The following is a 16,311-nucleotide window of genomic DNA, read 5'->3' on the forward strand; positions in this document are numbered from 1 at the left end:
ACGACACCTTCCGTACGGCTCAGTATGCGCACAGGTGCCCCGGCGGTCCGTACGCGTGCGTGGACGCGAACAGGCCGCACGCGTGCGCGTACGGCCCGTCAGCGAGAAGAAAGGGGCTCAGGGCTCAGTGGCCGCCCTGCTCCTTGAAGCGCTTGTACGACCGCTCGATCTCCACCTCGGCGTCCGTGCGGCCCACCCAGTTGGCACCCTCGACGGACTTGCCGGGCTCCAGGTCCTTGTACACCTCGAAGAAGTGCTGGATCTCCAGGCGGTCGAACTCCGACACGTGGTGAATGTCCCGCAGGTGCTCCACGCGCGGGTCGGTGGCCGGAACGCACAGCAGCTTGTCGTCGCCGCCCGCCTCGTCCGTCATGCGGAACATGCCGATCGCGCGGCAGCGGATGAGGCAGCCCGGGAAGGTCGGCTCGTCCAGGATGACCAGCGCGTCCAGCGGGTCGCCGTCCTCGCCGAGGGTGTTCTCGACGAAGCCGTAGTCGGTCGGGTAGGCGGTCGAGGTGAAGAGGCGACGGTCCAGGCGGATCCGACCGGTCTCGTGGTCCACCTCGTACTTGTTGCGCGAACCCTTCGGGATCTCGATCGTGACGTCGAACTCCACCGGTGGCTCCTCCATGATCAGCACATAGTTCTGGTGATTAAGTGTCCCTCACGCAGGTGTGTGATCGCGAAAGGGGCTGGTGGTCGTGCCAGAGCTGAGGCCTTGGCGGGCCGCGAGACCGCGGGTGGAGCGGATCGCGAACGCCGTACGACCGCGTCTGGAGCGGGCCGGGGCGGCCGCGAGGCCGCGGGTCGCGCGGTTGACACGGTCCCTGGCCCTGCACCTGCCGCGGCCACGGGCCGTGCAGACCTGGCAGTACACCGCGGGCGCCGCCACCGCCGGCCTGGTGCTGGCCGCCGGCGTGGTGACCGCGGCCGGCCCCTGGGACGCCAACGGTCAGCGTACGGCCGAGCGGGACCGGGCCGCCGCCCTGGAGCGGACAGGTGGCGCAGATCACGGCCGGTCGGATACGACGGCGGGGCTGCCCCGGCCCGCGCCCAGCGCCGAACCCGTCCTGGTGGGCCTGGACGGCACGACGAGCGCCGTCGACACCAAGAAGGCCGCACCGGATGGAAAGGCGCTCTCCGACGTCCTGAAGCCCCTCCTGGGCGCCTCCGCGCTGGGCGGCACCCACGCGGCCGCCGTCGTCGACGTGGCCAGCGGCAAGCGCCTGTACGGCACCGACGCCGGCAAGGCCCTCACCCCCGCCTCCACCACCAAGATCGCCACCGCCGTCGCAGCCCTGTCCGCCCTGGGTCCCGACCACCGCTTCACCACCCGCGCCGCCCTCGAACCCGACACCGGCGAACTCGTCCTGGTCGGCGGCGGCGACCCCACCCTCACCGCCCGCGGGAAGGCCGCGGGAGGCTGGGCCGACCTGCGCGAGCTGGCGGTGAACACCGCCGAGGCGCTCCACAAGCGCGGCATCCGCAAGGTCACGCTCTCCTACGACACGACCCTGTACTCCGGCCCCGCCCTGCACCCCATCGGCGTCAACGACAACCTCGCGCCGGTCAGCGCCCTGATCGCCGACGAAGGCCGCACCGACGGTTCCAGCAGCGGCCCGGCGCCCCGCGTGAGCGATCCGGCGAAGGACGCGGCGGGCAAGTTCGCGGGCTTCCTGAAGGACGTCGGCATCACCACCACGTCCCCCGGCCCCTCCAAGGCCAGCACGCGCGCGCAGACCCTCGCCACGGTCTCCTCGCCCCCGCTGTCCGACGTGGTCGAGCGCATGCTGACCAACAGCGACAACGACATCGCCGAGGCCCTGGCCCGCCAGACCGCCCTCACCAGCGGCGAACCCGGCAGCTTCGACGGCGGCGCCAAGGCGATCTCCGCCCGGCTGACCAAGCTCGGCCTGCCGATGTCCGGCGCCTCCTTCCACGACGGCAGCGGACTCGACCGCGACGACCGGCTCACCGCCGACCTCCTCACCGCCCTCCTGGTCACGGCCGGCGACCCCGGCCGCCCCGGCCTGCGCCCCGTCCTCACCGGCCTGCCCGTGGCCGGCTTCACCGGCACCCTGGCCGACCGCTACACCGACAGCGCGGCAGGCGTCGTACGCGCCAAGACCGGCACCCTGACCGGCGTGAACACCCTCGCCGGCACGGTCGTCGACGCCGACGGCCGCCTGCTGGCCTTCGCCTTCATGGCCTCCGGCACGACGGACCCCGTGGAGGCCGAATCGGCCCTGGACAAAACGGCCACGGCGCTGGCGGCCTGCGGTTGCCGGTGACTCCTGCCGACTGCCGTGGGCCCGGCCGCGCCGCCGTACCCACACCCGGCCGGCCGCACCGTCGTACGCGCCGACACCATCGGGTGCCCGCTCAACGCCCCGGCCCCCGCCAGCCCGTCACGGCCTGCCCCAAGCGGGAGCGGTCCCGTACGGTTGACGGCATGACTGGCTTCGGTGGCACAGCATCTCCCGGGATGGTCGACTGGAACCTCGCGGTGGCGACCGCGACACGGCTCGTACGACCGGGCCCCGACGTCAGCCGCGACGAGGCCCGCGCCGTCGTCGCGGAGCTGCGCCGGCACGCCAAAGCCTCGGAGGAACACGTCCGGGGTTTCACTCGTATGGGCCTCGACGAGGTCCACGACACCCCCGTCCTGGTGGTCGACCGCCCCGGATGGGTCCGCGCCAACGTCGCCGGTTTCCGCGAGATCCTCAGGCCGCTGCTGGAGAAGATGCAGGAACGGCGCGCCGGCAGCCCCGGCAGCGCGGTCCTCGGCACCGTCGGCGGCAAGGTCACCGGCGTGGAACTGGGCATGCTGCTGTCGTTCCTGTCCTCGCGCGTCCTAGGCCAGTACGAGACCTTCGCCCCCGCCACCCGCGACCTCCCGGCCGGCGAGAACGGCGGCGGCCGGCTCCTCCTCGTCGCGCCGAACATCGTCCACGTCGAGCGCGAACTCGACGTCCAGCCGCATGACTTCCGCCTGTGGGTGTGCCTGCACGAGGAGACGCACCGCACCCAGTTCACGGCCGTGCCCTGGCTGCGCGACCATCTGGAGGGCGAAATCCAGTCGTTCTTGGCGGAGACCGACGTCGACCCGATGACCTTCCTGGAGCGCATCAGGGAAGCCGCCCAGTCTCTCGCCGGAGGCCGCCCCGAGGGCGAGGAGGAGGACGGCGGCCGCTCCTTCGTGGAGCTGGTGCAGACCCCCGCCCAGCGCGAGATCCTCGCCCGCCTCACCGCCGTGATGTCCCTGCTGGAGGGCCACGCCGACTACGTCATGGACGGTGTCGGCCCCAGCGTCGTACCGACCGTGGCGGAGATCCGCGAGAAGTTCCAGCAGCGCCGCGCCAAGGGTGCCTCCCGCCTCGACCTCGCCCTGCGCAAGCTGCTCGGTCTGGATGCCAAACTGAGGCAGTACCGGGACGGCGAACGGTTCGTCCGGGCCGTCGTCGAGCAGGTCGGCATCGACGGCTTCAACCGCGTGTGGACCTCGCCCAACACCCTGCCCACCAAGGCGGAGATCGCCAAACCGGCGGACTGGGTCGCGCGGGTGCACCGCAAGGCCGAGTCGTGAACGGCATGGACACGTCGTGAACAGAATCCGGCCGACGGCAGGCGAACGCCCCTCCAATCACCCGTCCGAGGGACCGTGGGGCATGCGTAGGCGTGCAATGCTCGGGGAACCGCCCGCTTCTGTCACCATCTACACACTCTGAGTGACCGACTCGGGCTCACCCCCGAAAACTTCATGAAGGGAACCGGACATGGGTCCCCATCCTGCGGTCGCGGCGATACGCCTGGCGGTCCGCCGCGTCCTCCACGACATCCTCAACGACCACCACACCTCCGGCGGCCCGGGCCGGCAGCCCTACGGCGAGCTCGGCCGGCAGACCTCCGGCGAGCCCGGCCGGCAGGCCGTCGCCACGCACCCGGACCGGACAGCCGAGCGGCTCCCCTCCCCGCTCGTGCTCGTCGCGTGCTCCGGCGGCGCCGACTCCATGGCCCTCGCCTCCGCCCTCGCCTTCGAAGCGCCCAAGCTCGGCATCCGCGCCGGGGGCGTCACCGTCGACCACGGCCTCCAGCCCGGCTCCGGCCTCCGCGCCGACGAGGTCGTCCTGCGCCTGCGCGAACTGGGCCTCGACCCGGTCGAGTCCGTCGCCGTGACCGTGGGCCGCGACGGCGGACCCGAAGCCGCCGCCCGCGACGCCCGCTACGCCGCCCTCGACGCCGTCGCCGAACGCCACGGCGCCACCGCCGTCCTGCTCGGCCACACCCGCGACGACCAGGCCGAAACCGTCCTGCTCGGCCTCGCCCGCGGCTCCGGCATCCGCTCCCTGTCCGGCATGGCCGCGGTCTCGGGGGCCGGCGGCCGTTACCGGCGCCCCTTCCTGGAGCTCGACCGGCAGACCGCCCGCAAGGCCTGCATGGTCCAGTCCCTCCCCGTCTGGGACGATCCTCACAACGCCGACCCCGCCTACACCCGCTCCCGGCTGCGGCACGAAGGCCTGCCCGCCCTGGAGAAGGCCCTCGGCAAAGGCGTCGTGGAGGCGCTCGCCCGCACCGCCCAGCTCTCCCGCGACGACGCCGACGCCCTCGACGCCTGGGCCAGCCGCGCCGAGGCCTCCGTACGCGACGCCGCAGGCCTGCTGGAGTGCGCCAAGCTCTACGCCCTCCCGCCCGCCGTACGCCGCCGCATCCTGCGCCGCGCCGCCATCGAGGCCGGTGCCCCGGCCGGTTCACTGTTCGCCCGCCACATCGAGGAAGTCGACCGGCTGATCACCGGCTGGCGCGGTCAGGGAGCCATCAATCTCCCGGGCAAAGTCGTCGCCCAGCGGCAGGGTGGCAGACTGGTGATTCGGCAAGGCTGAATCCAGGCCCCGCGGAGCGACCCTCCGGCGGCCGGTCCGGGCAGCCGGTGGCCGTGACCTACGGCCGTAAGTGCGGGACGACCGAAAGTGATGCGGGTGGACGCGAAAGACATGGGTGCCGACCTCCAGCAGGTGCTCATCACCAAGGAAGAGATCGACGCGAAGCTGGCCGAGCTGGCCGCGAAGATCGACGCGGAGTACGCGGGCAAGGACCTGCTGATCGTCGGCGTCCTCAAGGGCGCGGTGATGGTCATGGCCGACCTCGCCCGGGCGCTGTCCACCCCCGTCACCATGGACTGGATGGCCGTGTCCTCCTACGGCGCGGGCACCCAGTCCTCCGGTGTCGTGCGGATCCTCAAGGACCTCGACACCGACATCAAGGGCAAGCACGTCCTGATCGTCGAGGACATCATCGACTCCGGCCTGACCCTGTCCTGGCTGATCAACAACCTCGGCTCCCGCGAGCCCGCCTCGCTGAAGGTGTGCACGCTGCTGCGCAAGCCGGACGCCGCCAAGGTCGCCATCGACGTCGAGTGGGTCGGCTTCGACATCCCGAACGAGTTCGTCGTCGGGTACGGCCTCGACTACGCCGAGAAGTACCGGAACCTGCCGTTCGTCGGTACGCTCGCGCCTCACGTCTACGGCGGCTGAGCCGCACCGCGTGGTGTGAGCCACTCGGCTCAAGCCTTGTAGGACGATCGGGAACCCCGGCGGGTTCCGGGCCGTTGAAGCGTGCAGAGACGGGCTCCCCGGCGGTCCGAAGCGAACTTCGTGCGGCTTCGGGCCACCGCGCTGGGGTACCGTCAGAAGAACTGTCTTATCAAACTCACTATGGCAGGAGGGACGGGGCGGCACCGCTCCGTATGGATGGACGTGAAGCGATACTTCCGTGGGCCGGTCATGTGGATCGTGCTGGCCGTCCTTGCCGTGGTCGTGTTGATGCAGGTCGTCGGCTCGTCCGGCGGCTACAAGACGGTGGACACCGGCCAGGTCGTCGCGGCGATCAATGACAACAGGGTCCAGTCGGCCAAGCTCACCACCGGCGACGAGCAGACCATCAAGGTCACCCTCAAGGACGGCCAGAAGGTCGACGGCAGCTCGAAGATCCAGGCGAGCTACATCGGCGACCAGCAGGGCACCCAGCTCGCCACCAACCTTCAGACCAAGTACGAGAGCAAGCAGATCCCGGACGGCTACACGGTCTCGCCGTCCAAGCAGAACCCGTTCGTCGGCGTCCTGCTCTCCCTGCTGCCCTTCGTGCTGATCGTGGTCGTCTTCCTGTTCCTGATGAACCAGATGCAGGGCGGCGGCTCCCGGGTGATGAACTTCGGCAAGTCCAAGGCCAAGCTCATCACCAAGGACACCCCGAAGACGACCTTCTCCGATGTCGCCGGCTGCGACGAGGCCGTCGAGGAGCTCCACGAGATCAAGGAGTTCCTGCAGGAGCCGGCCAAGTTCCAGGCCGTCGGCGCCAAGATCCCCAAGGGCGTGCTGCTCTACGGCCGCCCCGGTACCGGTAAGACGCTGCTCGCGCGCGCCGTGGCCGGCGAGGCCGGGGTGCCGTTCTACTCGATCTCCGGTTCCGACTTCGTCGAGATGTTCGTCGGTGTCGGTGCCTCCCGAGTGCGTGACCTGTTCGAGCAGGCCAAGGCGAACGCCCCGGCGATCGTCTTCGTCGACGAGATCGACGCGGTCGGCCGCCATCGCGGCGCCGGCCTCGGCGGTGGTCACGACGAGCGCGAGCAGACCCTGAACCAGCTGCTCGTCGAGATGGACGGCTTCGACGTCAAGGGCGGCGTGATCCTCATCGCCGCCACGAACCGCCCGGACATCCTCGACCCGGCACTGCTCCGCCCCGGCCGCTTCGACCGCCAGATCGCGGTCGACCCGCCGGACCTGCAGGGCCGCCTGGAGATCCTCAAGGTCCACCAGAAGGGCAAGCCGGTCGCGCCCGACGTCGACCTGGCCGCCGTCGCCCGCCGCACCCCCGGCATGACCGGCGCCGACCTCGCGAACGTGCTGAACGAGGCCGCGCTGCTCACCGCCCGAGGCGACCAGAAGCTGATCGACAACCGGGCGCTGGACGAGGCGATCGACCGCGTGGTCGCGGGCCCGCAGAAGCGGACCCGGATCATGTCGGACAAGGAGAAGAAGATCACCGCGTACCACGAGGGCGGTCACGCCCTGGTCGCGGCGGCCTCGCCGAACTCCGACCCGGTCCACAAGATCACGATCCTGTCCCGCGGCCGTGCCCTCGGTTACACGATGGTCCTGCCCGACGAGGACAAGTACTCGACCACGCGCAACGAGATGCTCGACCAGCTGGCCTACATGCTGGGCGGCCGCGCCGCCGAGGAACTGGTCTTCCACGACCCGACCACCGGCGCCGCCAACGACATCGAGAAGGCCACCAACCTGGCCCGCGCGATGGTCACCCAGTACGGCATGACCGAGCGGCTCGGCGCCATCAAGTTCGGCGGCGACAACAGCGAGCCCTTCCTCGGACGTGAGATGGCTCACCAGCGCGACTACTCGGAAGAGGTCGCCGCGCTGGTCGACGAAGAGGTCAAGAAGCTCATCGAGACCGCGCACAACGAGGCCTGGGAGATCCTGGTCGAGAACCGTGACGTGCTCGACCAGCTCGTCCTTCACCTGCTGGAGAAGGAGACCCTGGGCAAGGAGGAGATCGCCGAGATCTTCGCCCCGATCGTCAAGCGCCCCCCGCGGCCCGCCTGGACCGGCTCCTCCCGTCGCACCCCGTCCACCCGTCCGCCGGTGCTCTCCCCGAAGGAGCTGGCACTGACGAACGGCGCCAACGGCGCGACGGCCGCGATCAGCACGGTCAAGTCCACCGCCGCGGAGTCGGCCCCGGTGACGGACCAGACGCCGGAGGACCGCCCGGAGAGCTGACCGCGTTTCGGCCAACCGGCCTGGAATGAACGCCGCGTCCACCAGGTTTTAGCCTGGGGGCGCGGCGTTCGTATGTCCGCAGTCAGACGCGTGGCCGCCGCCGCGCGGAAGAGGTACAGGAACGAGGAAGCACATGACCGACCCGGTGACGCTGGACGGCGAGGGCCGCATCGGTGACTTCGACGAGAAGCGCGCCGAGAATGCCGTACGGGAACTGCTGATCGCGGTCGGCGAGGACCCGGACCGGGAGGGTCTGAGGGAGACACCGGCGCGGGTGGCGCGGGCCTACAAGGAGATCTTCGCCGGCCTGTGGCAGCGGCCCGAGGACGTGCTCACCACGACGTTCGACCTGGGGCACGACGAGATGGTGCTCGTGAAGGACATCGAGGTGTACAGCACGTGTGAGCATCATCTGGTCCCGTTCCGGGGGCTCGCCCACGTCGGCTACATCCCGTCCGTCACCGGAAAGATCACCGGCCTGTCCAAGCTGGCCCGCCTGGTCGACGTCTACGCCCGTCGGCCGCAGGTGCAGGAACGACTCACCACGCAGATCGCGGACTCCCTGATGGAGATCCTGGAGCCGCGGGGCGTCATCGTGGTCGTCGAGTGCGAGCACATGTGCATGTCCATGCGCGGCATCCGCAAGCCGGGCGCGAAGACCATAACGTCCGCCGTGCGCGGTCAGCTGCGGGATGCGGCGACGCGGAACGAGGCCATGAGCCTGATCATGGCGCGCTGAACCGGTGTCTGGGGAAACCGGCGGTCACGCCGCCGGTTCCGCTCCCGGGGGGTTCTGGTCGTCGTCCTCCGGCAGCCTGCACACCCGCTCCAGGAACAGGGCCGCCGCTATGACACCGATGCCGGCCACGACCGAGAAGCCGGCGTAGAACGCCTGGTCCCGGCGGGCGGGGATGTCGAGGAGTTCCAGCAGGAAGACACCCGTGCCGCCGTACATGCCGGCGACGAGGGCGGCGACCAGGGCGCTGGCCTGGCCGAAGACGACCGCGCGGGCGGCCATCAGGGGGTCGACGCCCTTGGCACCGGGGCGGCGCTCGCGCTGGGCCTTGAGACGGGCGCGCAGCGAGAGCGCCGTCGACAGCAGCACCACCGCGATCAGGGCGAGCACGATGGGGGCGGCCAGGGGGACGCTGGGGAGGGTCCCGGTCGAGTTCCAGAGGCGGGCGCCCGCCCAGGACAGGATGCCGGCCACGACGAACACGCCCGCCAGCACCCTGATGCGCAGCTCTCTCACGGTGTCCCTTCAGCTCCCCCGGACCGGTCCGGACTGCGGTCGTCTCGACCTTGTCGTTTGAGTCGTCTTGACCTTAACGACTATTCGGGCAGTCGGAGTTCCAGGTCCTCGCGGGGTTCGACGCCCGCACGGGTGACGGCCGACAGCAGTTCGGCCACCGGACCGCGGCCGGGCAGCTGGGCCTGCGGGTCCACGTCGTGCCAGGGCGCGAGCACGAAGGCGCGCTCGTGGGCGCGGGGGTGGGGCAGGGTGAGCTGCGGGTCGTCGGAGGTGACGTCCGCGTAGGCGACGATGTCGACGTCCAGGGTGCGCGGGCCCCAGTGCTCGTCGCGGACGCGTTTGTACGCCTCCTCGATGGCGTGGGCCCGCTCCAGGAGGGAGGCCGGGGGCAGGGTGGTCTTGAGGACCACGACGGCGTTGAAGTACGACGGCTGGCTGCCCGGCTCCACGCCCCAGGGCTCGGTCTCGTACACCGGGGAGACGGCCTTCACGCGGACACCCGGGGTGTCCTCGAGCGCGTCGACGGCGCCCTGGAGGGTCTCCAGGCGGTTGCCGAGGTTGGCGCCGATGGAGATGACGGCCCACTTCGGGTTCTGCAGGGTCGTGTCGGCGGCGTCGACCTTCTCGACGACCGAGGCGGGCACCGGCTGGACGGTCGGGTCGCTGTGACCCTGGAGGAAAGGTCGGGTCATACTCGGCTCCGGGTGATGGTGACGGTCACGTCGTCGAAGGGGACGGTGATCGGTGCGTCCGGCTTGTGAACACAGACCTCCACCTCCTTGACCCCTTCGTGCTTCAGACAGGTCTGTGCGATCCGCTCGGCGAGGGTCTCGATGAGGTCCACCGGCTCACCCTCGACCACGGTCACGACCTCCTCGGCCACGATGCCGTAGTGCACGGTCTTCGCCAGGTCGTCGTCGGCCGCCGCCGGCCGGGTGTCCAGCCCCAGGACGAGGTCGACGATGAAGGTCTGGCCCTCCTCGCGCTCCCGGGGGAACACACCGTGGTGCCCGCGGGCCCTGAGGCCGCGCAGCGCGACACGATCCACGCGAATCACTCCTGCAATCGTCGGGAAGGACCGGTACGTACCACGTGCGGGCGGCACACCGGCCTCAGACGAATCTACCTGCGGGCACTGACAAAGCCGGGCCGCTGGGCGCGGGCCCGGCCGGGACCACGAGGGTTCATCTCGCGTTTCCCCAGGGAAACCCGGCCGTGTCATGGGCTGGAAGCGGCTTCTACCCCGGGGTAGGTGATTCCAACCACTTCTTGGTCCCTCTTGCTCTGCTTCCTGTGGACCGTCTACCCGCTCAGGCGAGGGGGCCCTCGTCCGGTTCGACCTCGTCGACGCCGGGATCCTCGTCGTCGGCGCTCTCCGCCAGGACGGGGGAGGCGTGGTGCGACCACAGCTTCCAGCCGGCGGGTGTGCGCCGGAACACATTCGTGGCGACGACGAGCTGGCCGACGAGCGGTCCCAGTTCCGCGCCGTCCTCGGGGGCGGGGCCGCCGCTGAGAATGTTCTCGGTGCAGGTGACGAGCGCGGTGTCGCCGGTGACGGAGACGTGCACGTCGGTGAGGAAGAACTGGATGTAGTCGGTGTTCGCCATGATCAGGGCGTACGACCTGAGGACCTCGCCGCGGCCGGTGAGCACCGGCCAGCCGGGATGCACGCAGGAGATCACCCCGGTGTCCGCCGGGTCGTGGTACTCCTCGTCCACGCCCAGGTCGGCGGGGGTGAGCCAGAGGGAGGACAGCTCATCGAAGTCACCGCGTTCCATTGCCTCGTAAAAGGCGGTGTTGGCGGCCTCCACCTGCTCGACATCGGTATGAGGGGCGCTCACCGGGCTCCTTCCGCCCCTTGCTCACCACTGACACCAGGCGCGCGCCCACTTCCGCACGCCCCGGGCTCGTGCTCGGCGCTCGGCGTGTTGCCCGCTTCACGCGCCCCGCGCTCACTTGTCGACTCCGGCGCCGAGCCTGCCTTACGCGCCCCCTCCACGGCGCGCGCGACCCGTACCGCGTCCGCGGTGGCGCGTACCTCGTGCACGCGCACGGCCCACGCGCCGTAGTGCGCCGCGAGCGCGGAGACGGCGGCCGTGGCGGCGTCGCGCTCCCGGGCCGGCGGGGGAGCCCCTTCCGGCCCGGCCAGGACACGGCCGAGGAACCGCTTGCGGGAGGCGGCCACGAGCAGGGGGTGGCCGAGGGCGCGCAGACGGTCGAGGCCGGCGAGGAGGCTGAGGTCGTGCTCGGCCTCCTTGGAGAAGCCGAGGCCGGGGTCGACGACGATGCGGTCATGGGCGATGCCGCCGGCCAGAACGGCCTCCACGCGCGCGTGCAGTTCCTCCACGACTTCGGTGACGACGTCGTCGTAGGCACCCTTGACGTTGCCGCCCTGCAGGAAGCCGCGCCAGTGCATGACGACGAACGGGGCGCCCGCGGCGGCGACCACCGGGATCATCGCGGGGTCGGCGAGGCCGCCGCTGACGTCGTTGACGAGGGCGGCCCCGGCCGCGAGGGACTGTTCGGCGACGGAGGCGCGCATGGTGTCGACGGAGACGACGACGCCTTCGGAGGCGAGGCCCCGGACGACCGGGATGACGCGCCTGAGTTCCTCGGCCTCGTCCACCCGGGTGGCGCCGGGGCGCGTGGACTCGCCGCCCACGTCCACCAGGTCCGCACCCTCGGCGACGAGGTCGAGGCCGTGCTTGACGGCGGCGGTCGTGTCGAACCAGCGGCCGCCGTCGGAGAAGGAATCGGGGGTCACGTTGACGACACCCATGACCGCGCACCGGTCCCATACCGGAAGGCCGGCCACCCGGCCGCGCCCGCTGAGGTTCTTCATACGTTCAGCGTAGGCCCAGGACGTCGCCCGGAACGCGCGGCGGCCCGGGCGGAAGCCCCTGCTGGAGGGGGTGGGGCGCCCGCCCGGGCCCGTTCCGGCCGTACCGCTCGGTCCTGCTGCCCTGAGCGCCCGCGCGGGCGCTCAGGCCGCGCGCACGTCCCGTTCCGCCACGGTGTGCGCGCAGGGGCGCTCGGCGGCCGCCTTGCGCCGGCGCAGGAAGCGCGGGATCGGCAGGGCGAACTCGACGAAGCCCTCCGCCTGCATGGCGGCGAAGCCGATGCGGGGCAGGTCGGCGTTGTTCCGGTAGACCACGAAGCGGGGTTCCCAGCGCGGCTGGAACTTGGCGTTGAACTTGTACAGCGACTCGATCTGGAACCAGCGCGAGAGGAACACCAGCAGCCCGCGCCAGGCGCGCAGGACCGGACCCGCGCCGATCTTCTCGCCGCGCGCGAGGGCGGAGCGGAACATCGCGAAGTTCAGCGAGACCCGGGTGATGCCGAACTTCGGCGCGGCCTGGAGGGCGGCGACGATCAGCAGCTCGTTCATGCCGGGATCCGCGCTGCGGTCGCGGCGCATCAGGTCCAGCGAGACGCCGTCCTTGCCCCAGGGCACGAAGTGCAGGACCGCCTTCAGGTCGCCGTACTCGCCGGGCTCGTCGTCCTGCTTGTGGGCGGTGGCGATCAGGCAGTCGCCGTCGGCGGGGTCGCCGATCCGGCCGAGCGCCATGGAGAAGCCGCGTTCGGTGTCGGTGCCGCGCCAGTCCTCCGCCGCCCGGCGGATCCGCTCCAGTTCGGCGTCGCCGAGGTCACGGATACGCCGCACCCGGGTTTCGTAGCCGGCTCGCTCGATGCGCTTGACCATTTGCCGTACGTTGCGCATCGCGCGTCCGGCGAGCGAGAAATCCGCGACGTCCACCACCGCCTCGTCGCCCAGTTCCAGGGCGTCCAGGCCGGTCTCACGGGTCCACACCTCGCCGCCCGTCTCCGAGCAGCCCATGACGGCGGGCGTCCAGGAGTGCGCCTTGGCCTCGTCCATGAAGCGCTCGATGGCACCCGGCCAGGCCTCGACGTCGCCGATGGGGTCGCCGCTGGCGAGCATCACACCGGAGACGACGCGGTAGGTGACCGCCGCCTTGCCGCTGGGGGAGAAGACGACGGCCTTGTCGCGGCGCAGCGCGAAGTGGCCGAGCGAGTCACGCCGGCCGTGCTTCTCCAGCAGGGCCCGCAGGCGGGACTCGTCCTCCTCGGTGAGGCGGGCGGCCGGGTGCTCGGGGCGGAAGGCCAGGTAGATGGTGGTGACGGCGGTGATCCAGCCGAGGGCGCCGAGGGAGAAGGCGACGGTCCAGGACGTGTTGCCCTGGTAGTCGACCGGGCCCTCGAAGCCGAACAGGCCGTAGACGACGTGGGTCAGCCGGTCGGCCAGGCTCGGGTCGCCGATCGTCCGGTGCGGGTGAACGCTTACGATGATGAGTCCGAGGGCGAGGGAACTGGCGCTCATGAGGACGAAGTTCGCGAGCGCCCGCCACCTGCTGCGCGGATCGGGCAGCGCCGCGAACTCGTCCCGGTGGATCAGCAGCGGCACGAGCAGTGCCACGGCGATGAGCACGCCGACGAACGAGTGCCGGTACGCGAACTGCGCCGCCGCGCCCGCCGGCAGCAGTGCGACCGCGGCCCGCCAGGCCCGGCGCTTGCACCGTTTGAGCCCGTGAGCGAGCAGGAGCAACAGCACGCCGGCGCTCACCGAGAGCGCGGCCGCGAAGGGGCCGAACGAGCCCGGCAGCACCTCGGCGATGGCGTGCATACGGCTGTGACGGAAGCGCGGGAACACACCCGCGGCAATGTCCAGAACGCCCACGAGGGCGGCCGCCCTGCCGACGAGGACGGGGACGGCCTCGGGGCGCGGGCCGCGCAGTATGCGCCGCGCCCGGCTGGATCGGCTCGGAACCCCGTCCGACATTTCCCCATCTATCCTGACAGACATCGCATCCCGTAGTTCTGCGAGAGACCTTGGACCCGGGCCCGATCGGGCATCCGGCGACATTGCGCCCTCTAGGACGGTGTCTGGGGGAGGGAGGTTCACTCCCCACCGGAAAGTCGGGTCAAAGGCCAAGGAAAGCCCCGGGCAAGTCCTCGCAACGAAGCGTGGGCTGACATCGGGCAGAAAGCGCAGGCAGGTAACAGCCCATGGGTCTCACGAGCAACAAAGTGCTGGTGCTGGCGATCGTCCTCTCCGTCATGCTGTTCGTCGGCACGGTGTGGCTGTGGCCGCGGCTGGCCCGGCGGAGCTGGCGGGCCGTCAGCGGGCGGGTCGGTCTGCTGCTCAGCACGCAGCTGGCGCTCGTCGCCTCGATGGGCCTCGCCGCCAACCAGGCCTTCGGCTTCTACGCCAGCTGGGCTGACCTGTTCGGCCAGGAGACAGACCAGGGCGTCGTCGTCGACCACATAGCGGGCGGCAGCACCGGCCCGATCCAGGTGGTCTCCACGTCCCGGGTCATCGGAGCGGGCAGCGGGCTGCCGCAGGTGGCGGGGCAGGTTCAGAAGGTGGACATCCTCGGACGTACGACCCATATCGCGGCACCTGCGTTCGTGTACCTGCCCCCGGAGTACTTCCAGCCGCAGAACCGTGCGCGCAAGTTCCCGGTGTCCGTCGTCCTCACGGGTTACCCCGGTACGGCCCAGGCGCTGGTGGACAAACTGCACTATCCGAGCACGGCGCAGCAGTTGGCCAAGGCGGGGAAGATGCAGCCGATGATTCTGGTGATGCTGCGGCCGGCCGTGGCGCCGCCGCGGGACACGGAATGCGTGGACGTTCCCGGCGGCCCGCAGACCGAGACGTTCTTCGCCAAGGATCTGCGGGACTCGGTGATGGCCCACTACCGGGTGGACAAGACGCCCGCCAGCTGGGGCATCGTCGGCGACTCGACCGGCGGCTACTGCGCGCTGAAGATCGCCATGCACTACCCGAAGGCGTACGCGGCCGCTGCCGGTCTGTCGCCGTACTACAGGGCGCCGATCGACCCCACCACCGGTGACCTCTTCCACGGCAACAAGAACCTGCGCAATCGCGCCGATCTTTTCTGGGTGCTCAAGCACCTGCCCGCGCCCGAGACCTCGCTGCTCGTCACCTCGAGCAAGGTCGGTGAGCACAACTACAAGGACACGCTCAAGTTCATCAAGAGCGTGCAGGACACCAACGTGACCAGGGTTTCGTCGATCATCCTTCCGAGCGGCGGACACAACTTCAACACCTGGAAGCGGGAGATCCCGGGGATGCTGCAGTGGATCAGCACGCGGCTGGTCGCGCACTGATCCCTGATCCTGACTTCTCGTGAAGCCGGTGTTGTGGCCGTGTTTTTACGGGGCGGGGGCCCACGATTCGCCTACGCGCGGTAAGTTTCTGGCCATGCCACGTGGACGCCACCGCCATTCACCGCCTTTGCACCGGCTGTTGCCTCCGTCGGCGATCGCCGCCGTCTCCGTCGTCTGCGCGCTGGGTCCCTGGGTGTTCTCCGAGGCCATGATTCTGCGCGCCCTGGCAGCGGCCGCCGCGGCGACGGCGGTCGTCGGCGCGGTCGTGATGCGCCGCTGGGACGCACAGGCGGGCAAGCGGGTCGCCGAGCTCACACGCGCGCGTGCCGGCGACGAGTGGCGGTACGAGGAGCGGGTCGCCGAACTGGAGACCGACCTGGAGGAGTCGCGCGAGCTGCGCACGAAGCTGGAGCAGCGGCTGCGCGCCAAGCGCGCGGAGCTGGCCGGCCTGCGCAACGAGCACGCGGCCCTGCTGCGCCGGTACGCCACGGCGGAGACCGAGCGCGCGAGCGCCCTGGAGGGGCGCCGGCTGCTGGAGATCGAGGCGGCCGTGCCCTCGCCGGCGCTGCCGCCCGCGCGCCGCGCCGAGCTGGAGCCGCAGCCGACCGAAGCGAAGGCGGCCGAGGAACCCGCCGCCGACGCCGCTGAGGCCGGGGCGGACTCCGAGGACGAGCCGAAGGCGCACGCGGTGTTCTCGTCCGAGGGCGCACGGCTGTACCAGCGGGCCCTGACGGCCCTGGCCCGGTTCGACGGCGAGGCAACGAGCGACTCCGCGACGGACACCGCGGCGTCCGGCGACGGCGACACGGCCGTGCCCGCGGCTTCCGAGGCGGCGGCTTCCGTGGATACGGCTCCGAAGGCGCCGGCCTCCGAGGCGGGCGAGCCCGAGGCGGGTGACTCCGGCGCGGGCGAGTCCGAGGCGGGCGCTGTTCCGACGGGCAGGGCCGATGTCCGCAAGGCCGACGCGGGCGAGGCCGACTCCGCCGCGCAGGCCGATGACGCGGCGGAAGGCGTGACGAACGGCGCCGGCGCCTCCGCGGGCGAGGCCGGTGCGCCGGCCGGCCAGGAGGACGAGGCGGAGGGGCAGTCCCCGGCGGCCGGCGGGCACGCGCGCGCGGC

Annotated in this window: 15 protein-coding genes; 8 read left to right on the forward strand and 7 right to left on the reverse strand. The window is 71.1% G+C overall.

Annotated elements, in window-relative coordinates; genetic code table 11:
- Nucleotides 1-124 precede the first annotated feature (124 nt).
- Entirely contained in the window at nucleotides 125-616 is a 492-nt protein-coding gene (locus tag ABT288_RS24060; protein ID WP_030342671.1) for an inorganic diphosphatase, read from the reverse strand.
- A gap of 79 nt (nucleotides 617-695) precedes the next feature.
- Between ABT288_RS24060 and dacB the strand changes: the two genes are divergently transcribed.
- The 6 genes from dacB (at nucleotide 696) to folE (ending at nucleotide 8,529) form a co-directional block, all read left to right on the forward strand.
- Nucleotides 696-2,291 carry a D-alanyl-D-alanine carboxypeptidase/D-alanyl-D-alanine endopeptidase gene (gene dacB, locus ABT288_RS24065; protein ID WP_351611280.1) on the forward strand — a complete coding sequence of 532 codons (1,596 nt, stop codon included), beginning with the start codon at nucleotides 696-698 and terminating at the stop codon, nucleotides 2,289-2,291.
- A gap of 161 nt (nucleotides 2,292-2,452) precedes the next feature.
- Nucleotides 2,453-3,586: an Rv3626c family coenzyme F420 biosynthesis-associated protein gene (locus ABT288_RS24070; RefSeq protein ID WP_351611283.1), complete on the forward strand. Its 1,134-nt coding sequence runs from the start codon at nucleotides 2,453-2,455 to the stop codon at nucleotides 3,584-3,586.
- Between the two features lie 190 nt (nucleotides 3,587-3,776).
- Nucleotides 3,777-4,880, forward strand: coding sequence for a tRNA lysidine(34) synthetase TilS (gene tilS, locus ABT288_RS24075; RefSeq protein WP_351611285.1), 1,104 nt, complete (start codon nucleotides 3,777-3,779; stop codon nucleotides 4,878-4,880).
- Between the two features lie 90 nt (nucleotides 4,881-4,970).
- Nucleotides 4,971-5,531 carry a hypoxanthine phosphoribosyltransferase gene (hpt, locus tag ABT288_RS24080; protein ID WP_031165039.1) on the forward strand — a complete coding sequence of 187 codons (561 nt, stop codon included), beginning with the start codon at nucleotides 4,971-4,973 and terminating at the stop codon, nucleotides 5,529-5,531.
- 216 nt (nucleotides 5,532-5,747) lie between these two features.
- On the forward strand, nucleotides 5,748-7,790 hold the full coding sequence (gene ftsH, locus ABT288_RS24085) for an ATP-dependent zinc metalloprotease FtsH (RefSeq protein WP_351611313.1): 2,043 nt from the start codon (nucleotides 5,748-5,750) through the stop codon (nucleotides 7,788-7,790).
- A gap of 133 nt (nucleotides 7,791-7,923) precedes the next feature.
- Nucleotides 7,924-8,529, forward strand: coding sequence for a GTP cyclohydrolase I FolE (folE, locus tag ABT288_RS24090; RefSeq protein WP_351611288.1), 606 nt, complete (start codon nucleotides 7,924-7,926; stop codon nucleotides 8,527-8,529).
- A gap of 24 nt (nucleotides 8,530-8,553) precedes the next feature.
- On the opposite strand, the gene ABT288_RS24095 is transcribed toward folE, so the two are convergent.
- The 6 genes from ABT288_RS24095 to ABT288_RS24120 all read right to left on the reverse strand — a co-directional run bounded on the left by ABT288_RS24095 (nucleotide 8,554) and on the right by ABT288_RS24120 (nucleotide 13,840).
- A complete protein-coding gene (locus ABT288_RS24095; RefSeq protein WP_351611290.1) occupies nucleotides 8,554-9,042 on the reverse strand; it encodes a DUF3180 domain-containing protein in 489 nt (162 codons plus the stop codon).
- A gap of 80 nt (nucleotides 9,043-9,122) precedes the next feature.
- On the reverse strand, nucleotides 9,123-9,734 hold the full coding sequence (gene folK / locus ABT288_RS24100) for a 2-amino-4-hydroxy-6-hydroxymethyldihydropteridine diphosphokinase (protein ID WP_351611292.1): 612 nt from the start codon (nucleotides 9,732-9,734) through the stop codon (nucleotides 9,123-9,125).
- Entirely contained in the window at nucleotides 9,731-10,090 is a 360-nt protein-coding gene (gene folB, locus ABT288_RS24105; protein ID WP_351611295.1) for a dihydroneopterin aldolase, read from the reverse strand. The genes folK and folB overlap by 4 nt, the downstream gene beginning before the upstream one ends.
- A 262-nt stretch (nucleotides 10,091-10,352) precedes the next feature.
- Nucleotides 10,353-10,883, reverse strand: coding sequence for a nuclear transport factor 2 family protein (locus ABT288_RS24110; protein WP_351611298.1), 531 nt, complete (start codon nucleotides 10,881-10,883; stop codon nucleotides 10,353-10,355).
- Nucleotides 10,880-11,884 (reverse strand): dihydropteroate synthase, encoded by a 1,005-nt coding sequence (gene folP, locus ABT288_RS24115; RefSeq protein ID WP_351611300.1) that lies wholly within the window; start codon nucleotides 11,882-11,884, stop codon nucleotides 10,880-10,882. Before folP ends, ABT288_RS24110 begins: the two co-directional genes overlap by 4 nt.
- A gap of 141 nt (nucleotides 11,885-12,025) precedes the next feature.
- The gene (locus ABT288_RS24120) at nucleotides 12,026-13,840 is read right to left on the reverse strand and encodes a phosphatidylglycerol lysyltransferase domain-containing protein (protein WP_351611303.1); all 1,815 of its coding nucleotides are present in this window, start codon (nucleotides 13,838-13,840) and stop codon (nucleotides 12,026-12,028) included.
- A 227-nt stretch (nucleotides 13,841-14,067) separates the two neighbouring features.
- Between ABT288_RS24120 and ABT288_RS24125 the strand changes: the two genes are divergently transcribed.
- Nucleotides 14,068-15,192, forward strand: coding sequence for an alpha/beta hydrolase (locus ABT288_RS24125; RefSeq protein WP_351611305.1), 1,125 nt, complete (start codon nucleotides 14,068-14,070; stop codon nucleotides 15,190-15,192).
- A gap of 94 nt (nucleotides 15,193-15,286) precedes the next feature.
- On the forward strand, nucleotides 15,287-16,311 hold a 1,025-nt coding region (locus tag ABT288_RS24130; protein ID WP_351611308.1), incomplete at its 3' end, for a hypothetical protein.

The organism is Streptomyces sp. NPDC001093 (assembly GCF_040298985.1).
Classification (GTDB): Bacteria; Actinomycetota; Actinomycetes; order Streptomycetales; family Streptomycetaceae; genus Streptomyces.

Bases quoted from the DNA above. Each gene is read 5' to 3' on its own strand.
- hpt (WP_031165039.1), top strand. From the start codon at position 4,971: ATGCGGGTGGACGCGAAAGACATGGGTGCCGACCTCCAGCAGGTGCTC.
- ABT288_RS24070 (WP_351611283.1), top strand. From the start codon at position 2,453: ATGACTGGCTTCGGTGGCACAGCATCTCCCGGGATGGTCGACTGGAAC.
- folE (WP_351611288.1), top strand. From the start codon at position 7,924: ATGACCGACCCGGTGACGCTGGACGGCGAGGGCCGCATCGGTGACTTC.
- folK (WP_351611292.1), bottom strand. From the start codon at position 9,734: ATGACCCGACCTTTCCTCCAGGGTCACAGCGACCCGACCGTCCAGCCG.
- ABT288_RS24120 (WP_351611303.1), bottom strand. From the start codon at position 13,840: ATGTCGGACGGGGTTCCGAGCCGATCCAGCCGGGCGCGGCGCATACTG.
- folP (WP_351611300.1), bottom strand. From the start codon at position 11,884: ATGAAGAACCTCAGCGGGCGCGGCCGGGTGGCCGGCCTTCCGGTATGG.
- tilS (WP_351611285.1), top strand. From the start codon at position 3,777: ATGGGTCCCCATCCTGCGGTCGCGGCGATACGCCTGGCGGTCCGCCGC.
- ftsH (WP_351611313.1), top strand. From the start codon at position 5,748: ATGGACGTGAAGCGATACTTCCGTGGGCCGGTCATGTGGATCGTGCTG.
- ABT288_RS24125 (WP_351611305.1), top strand. From the start codon at position 14,068: ATGGGTCTCACGAGCAACAAAGTGCTGGTGCTGGCGATCGTCCTCTCC.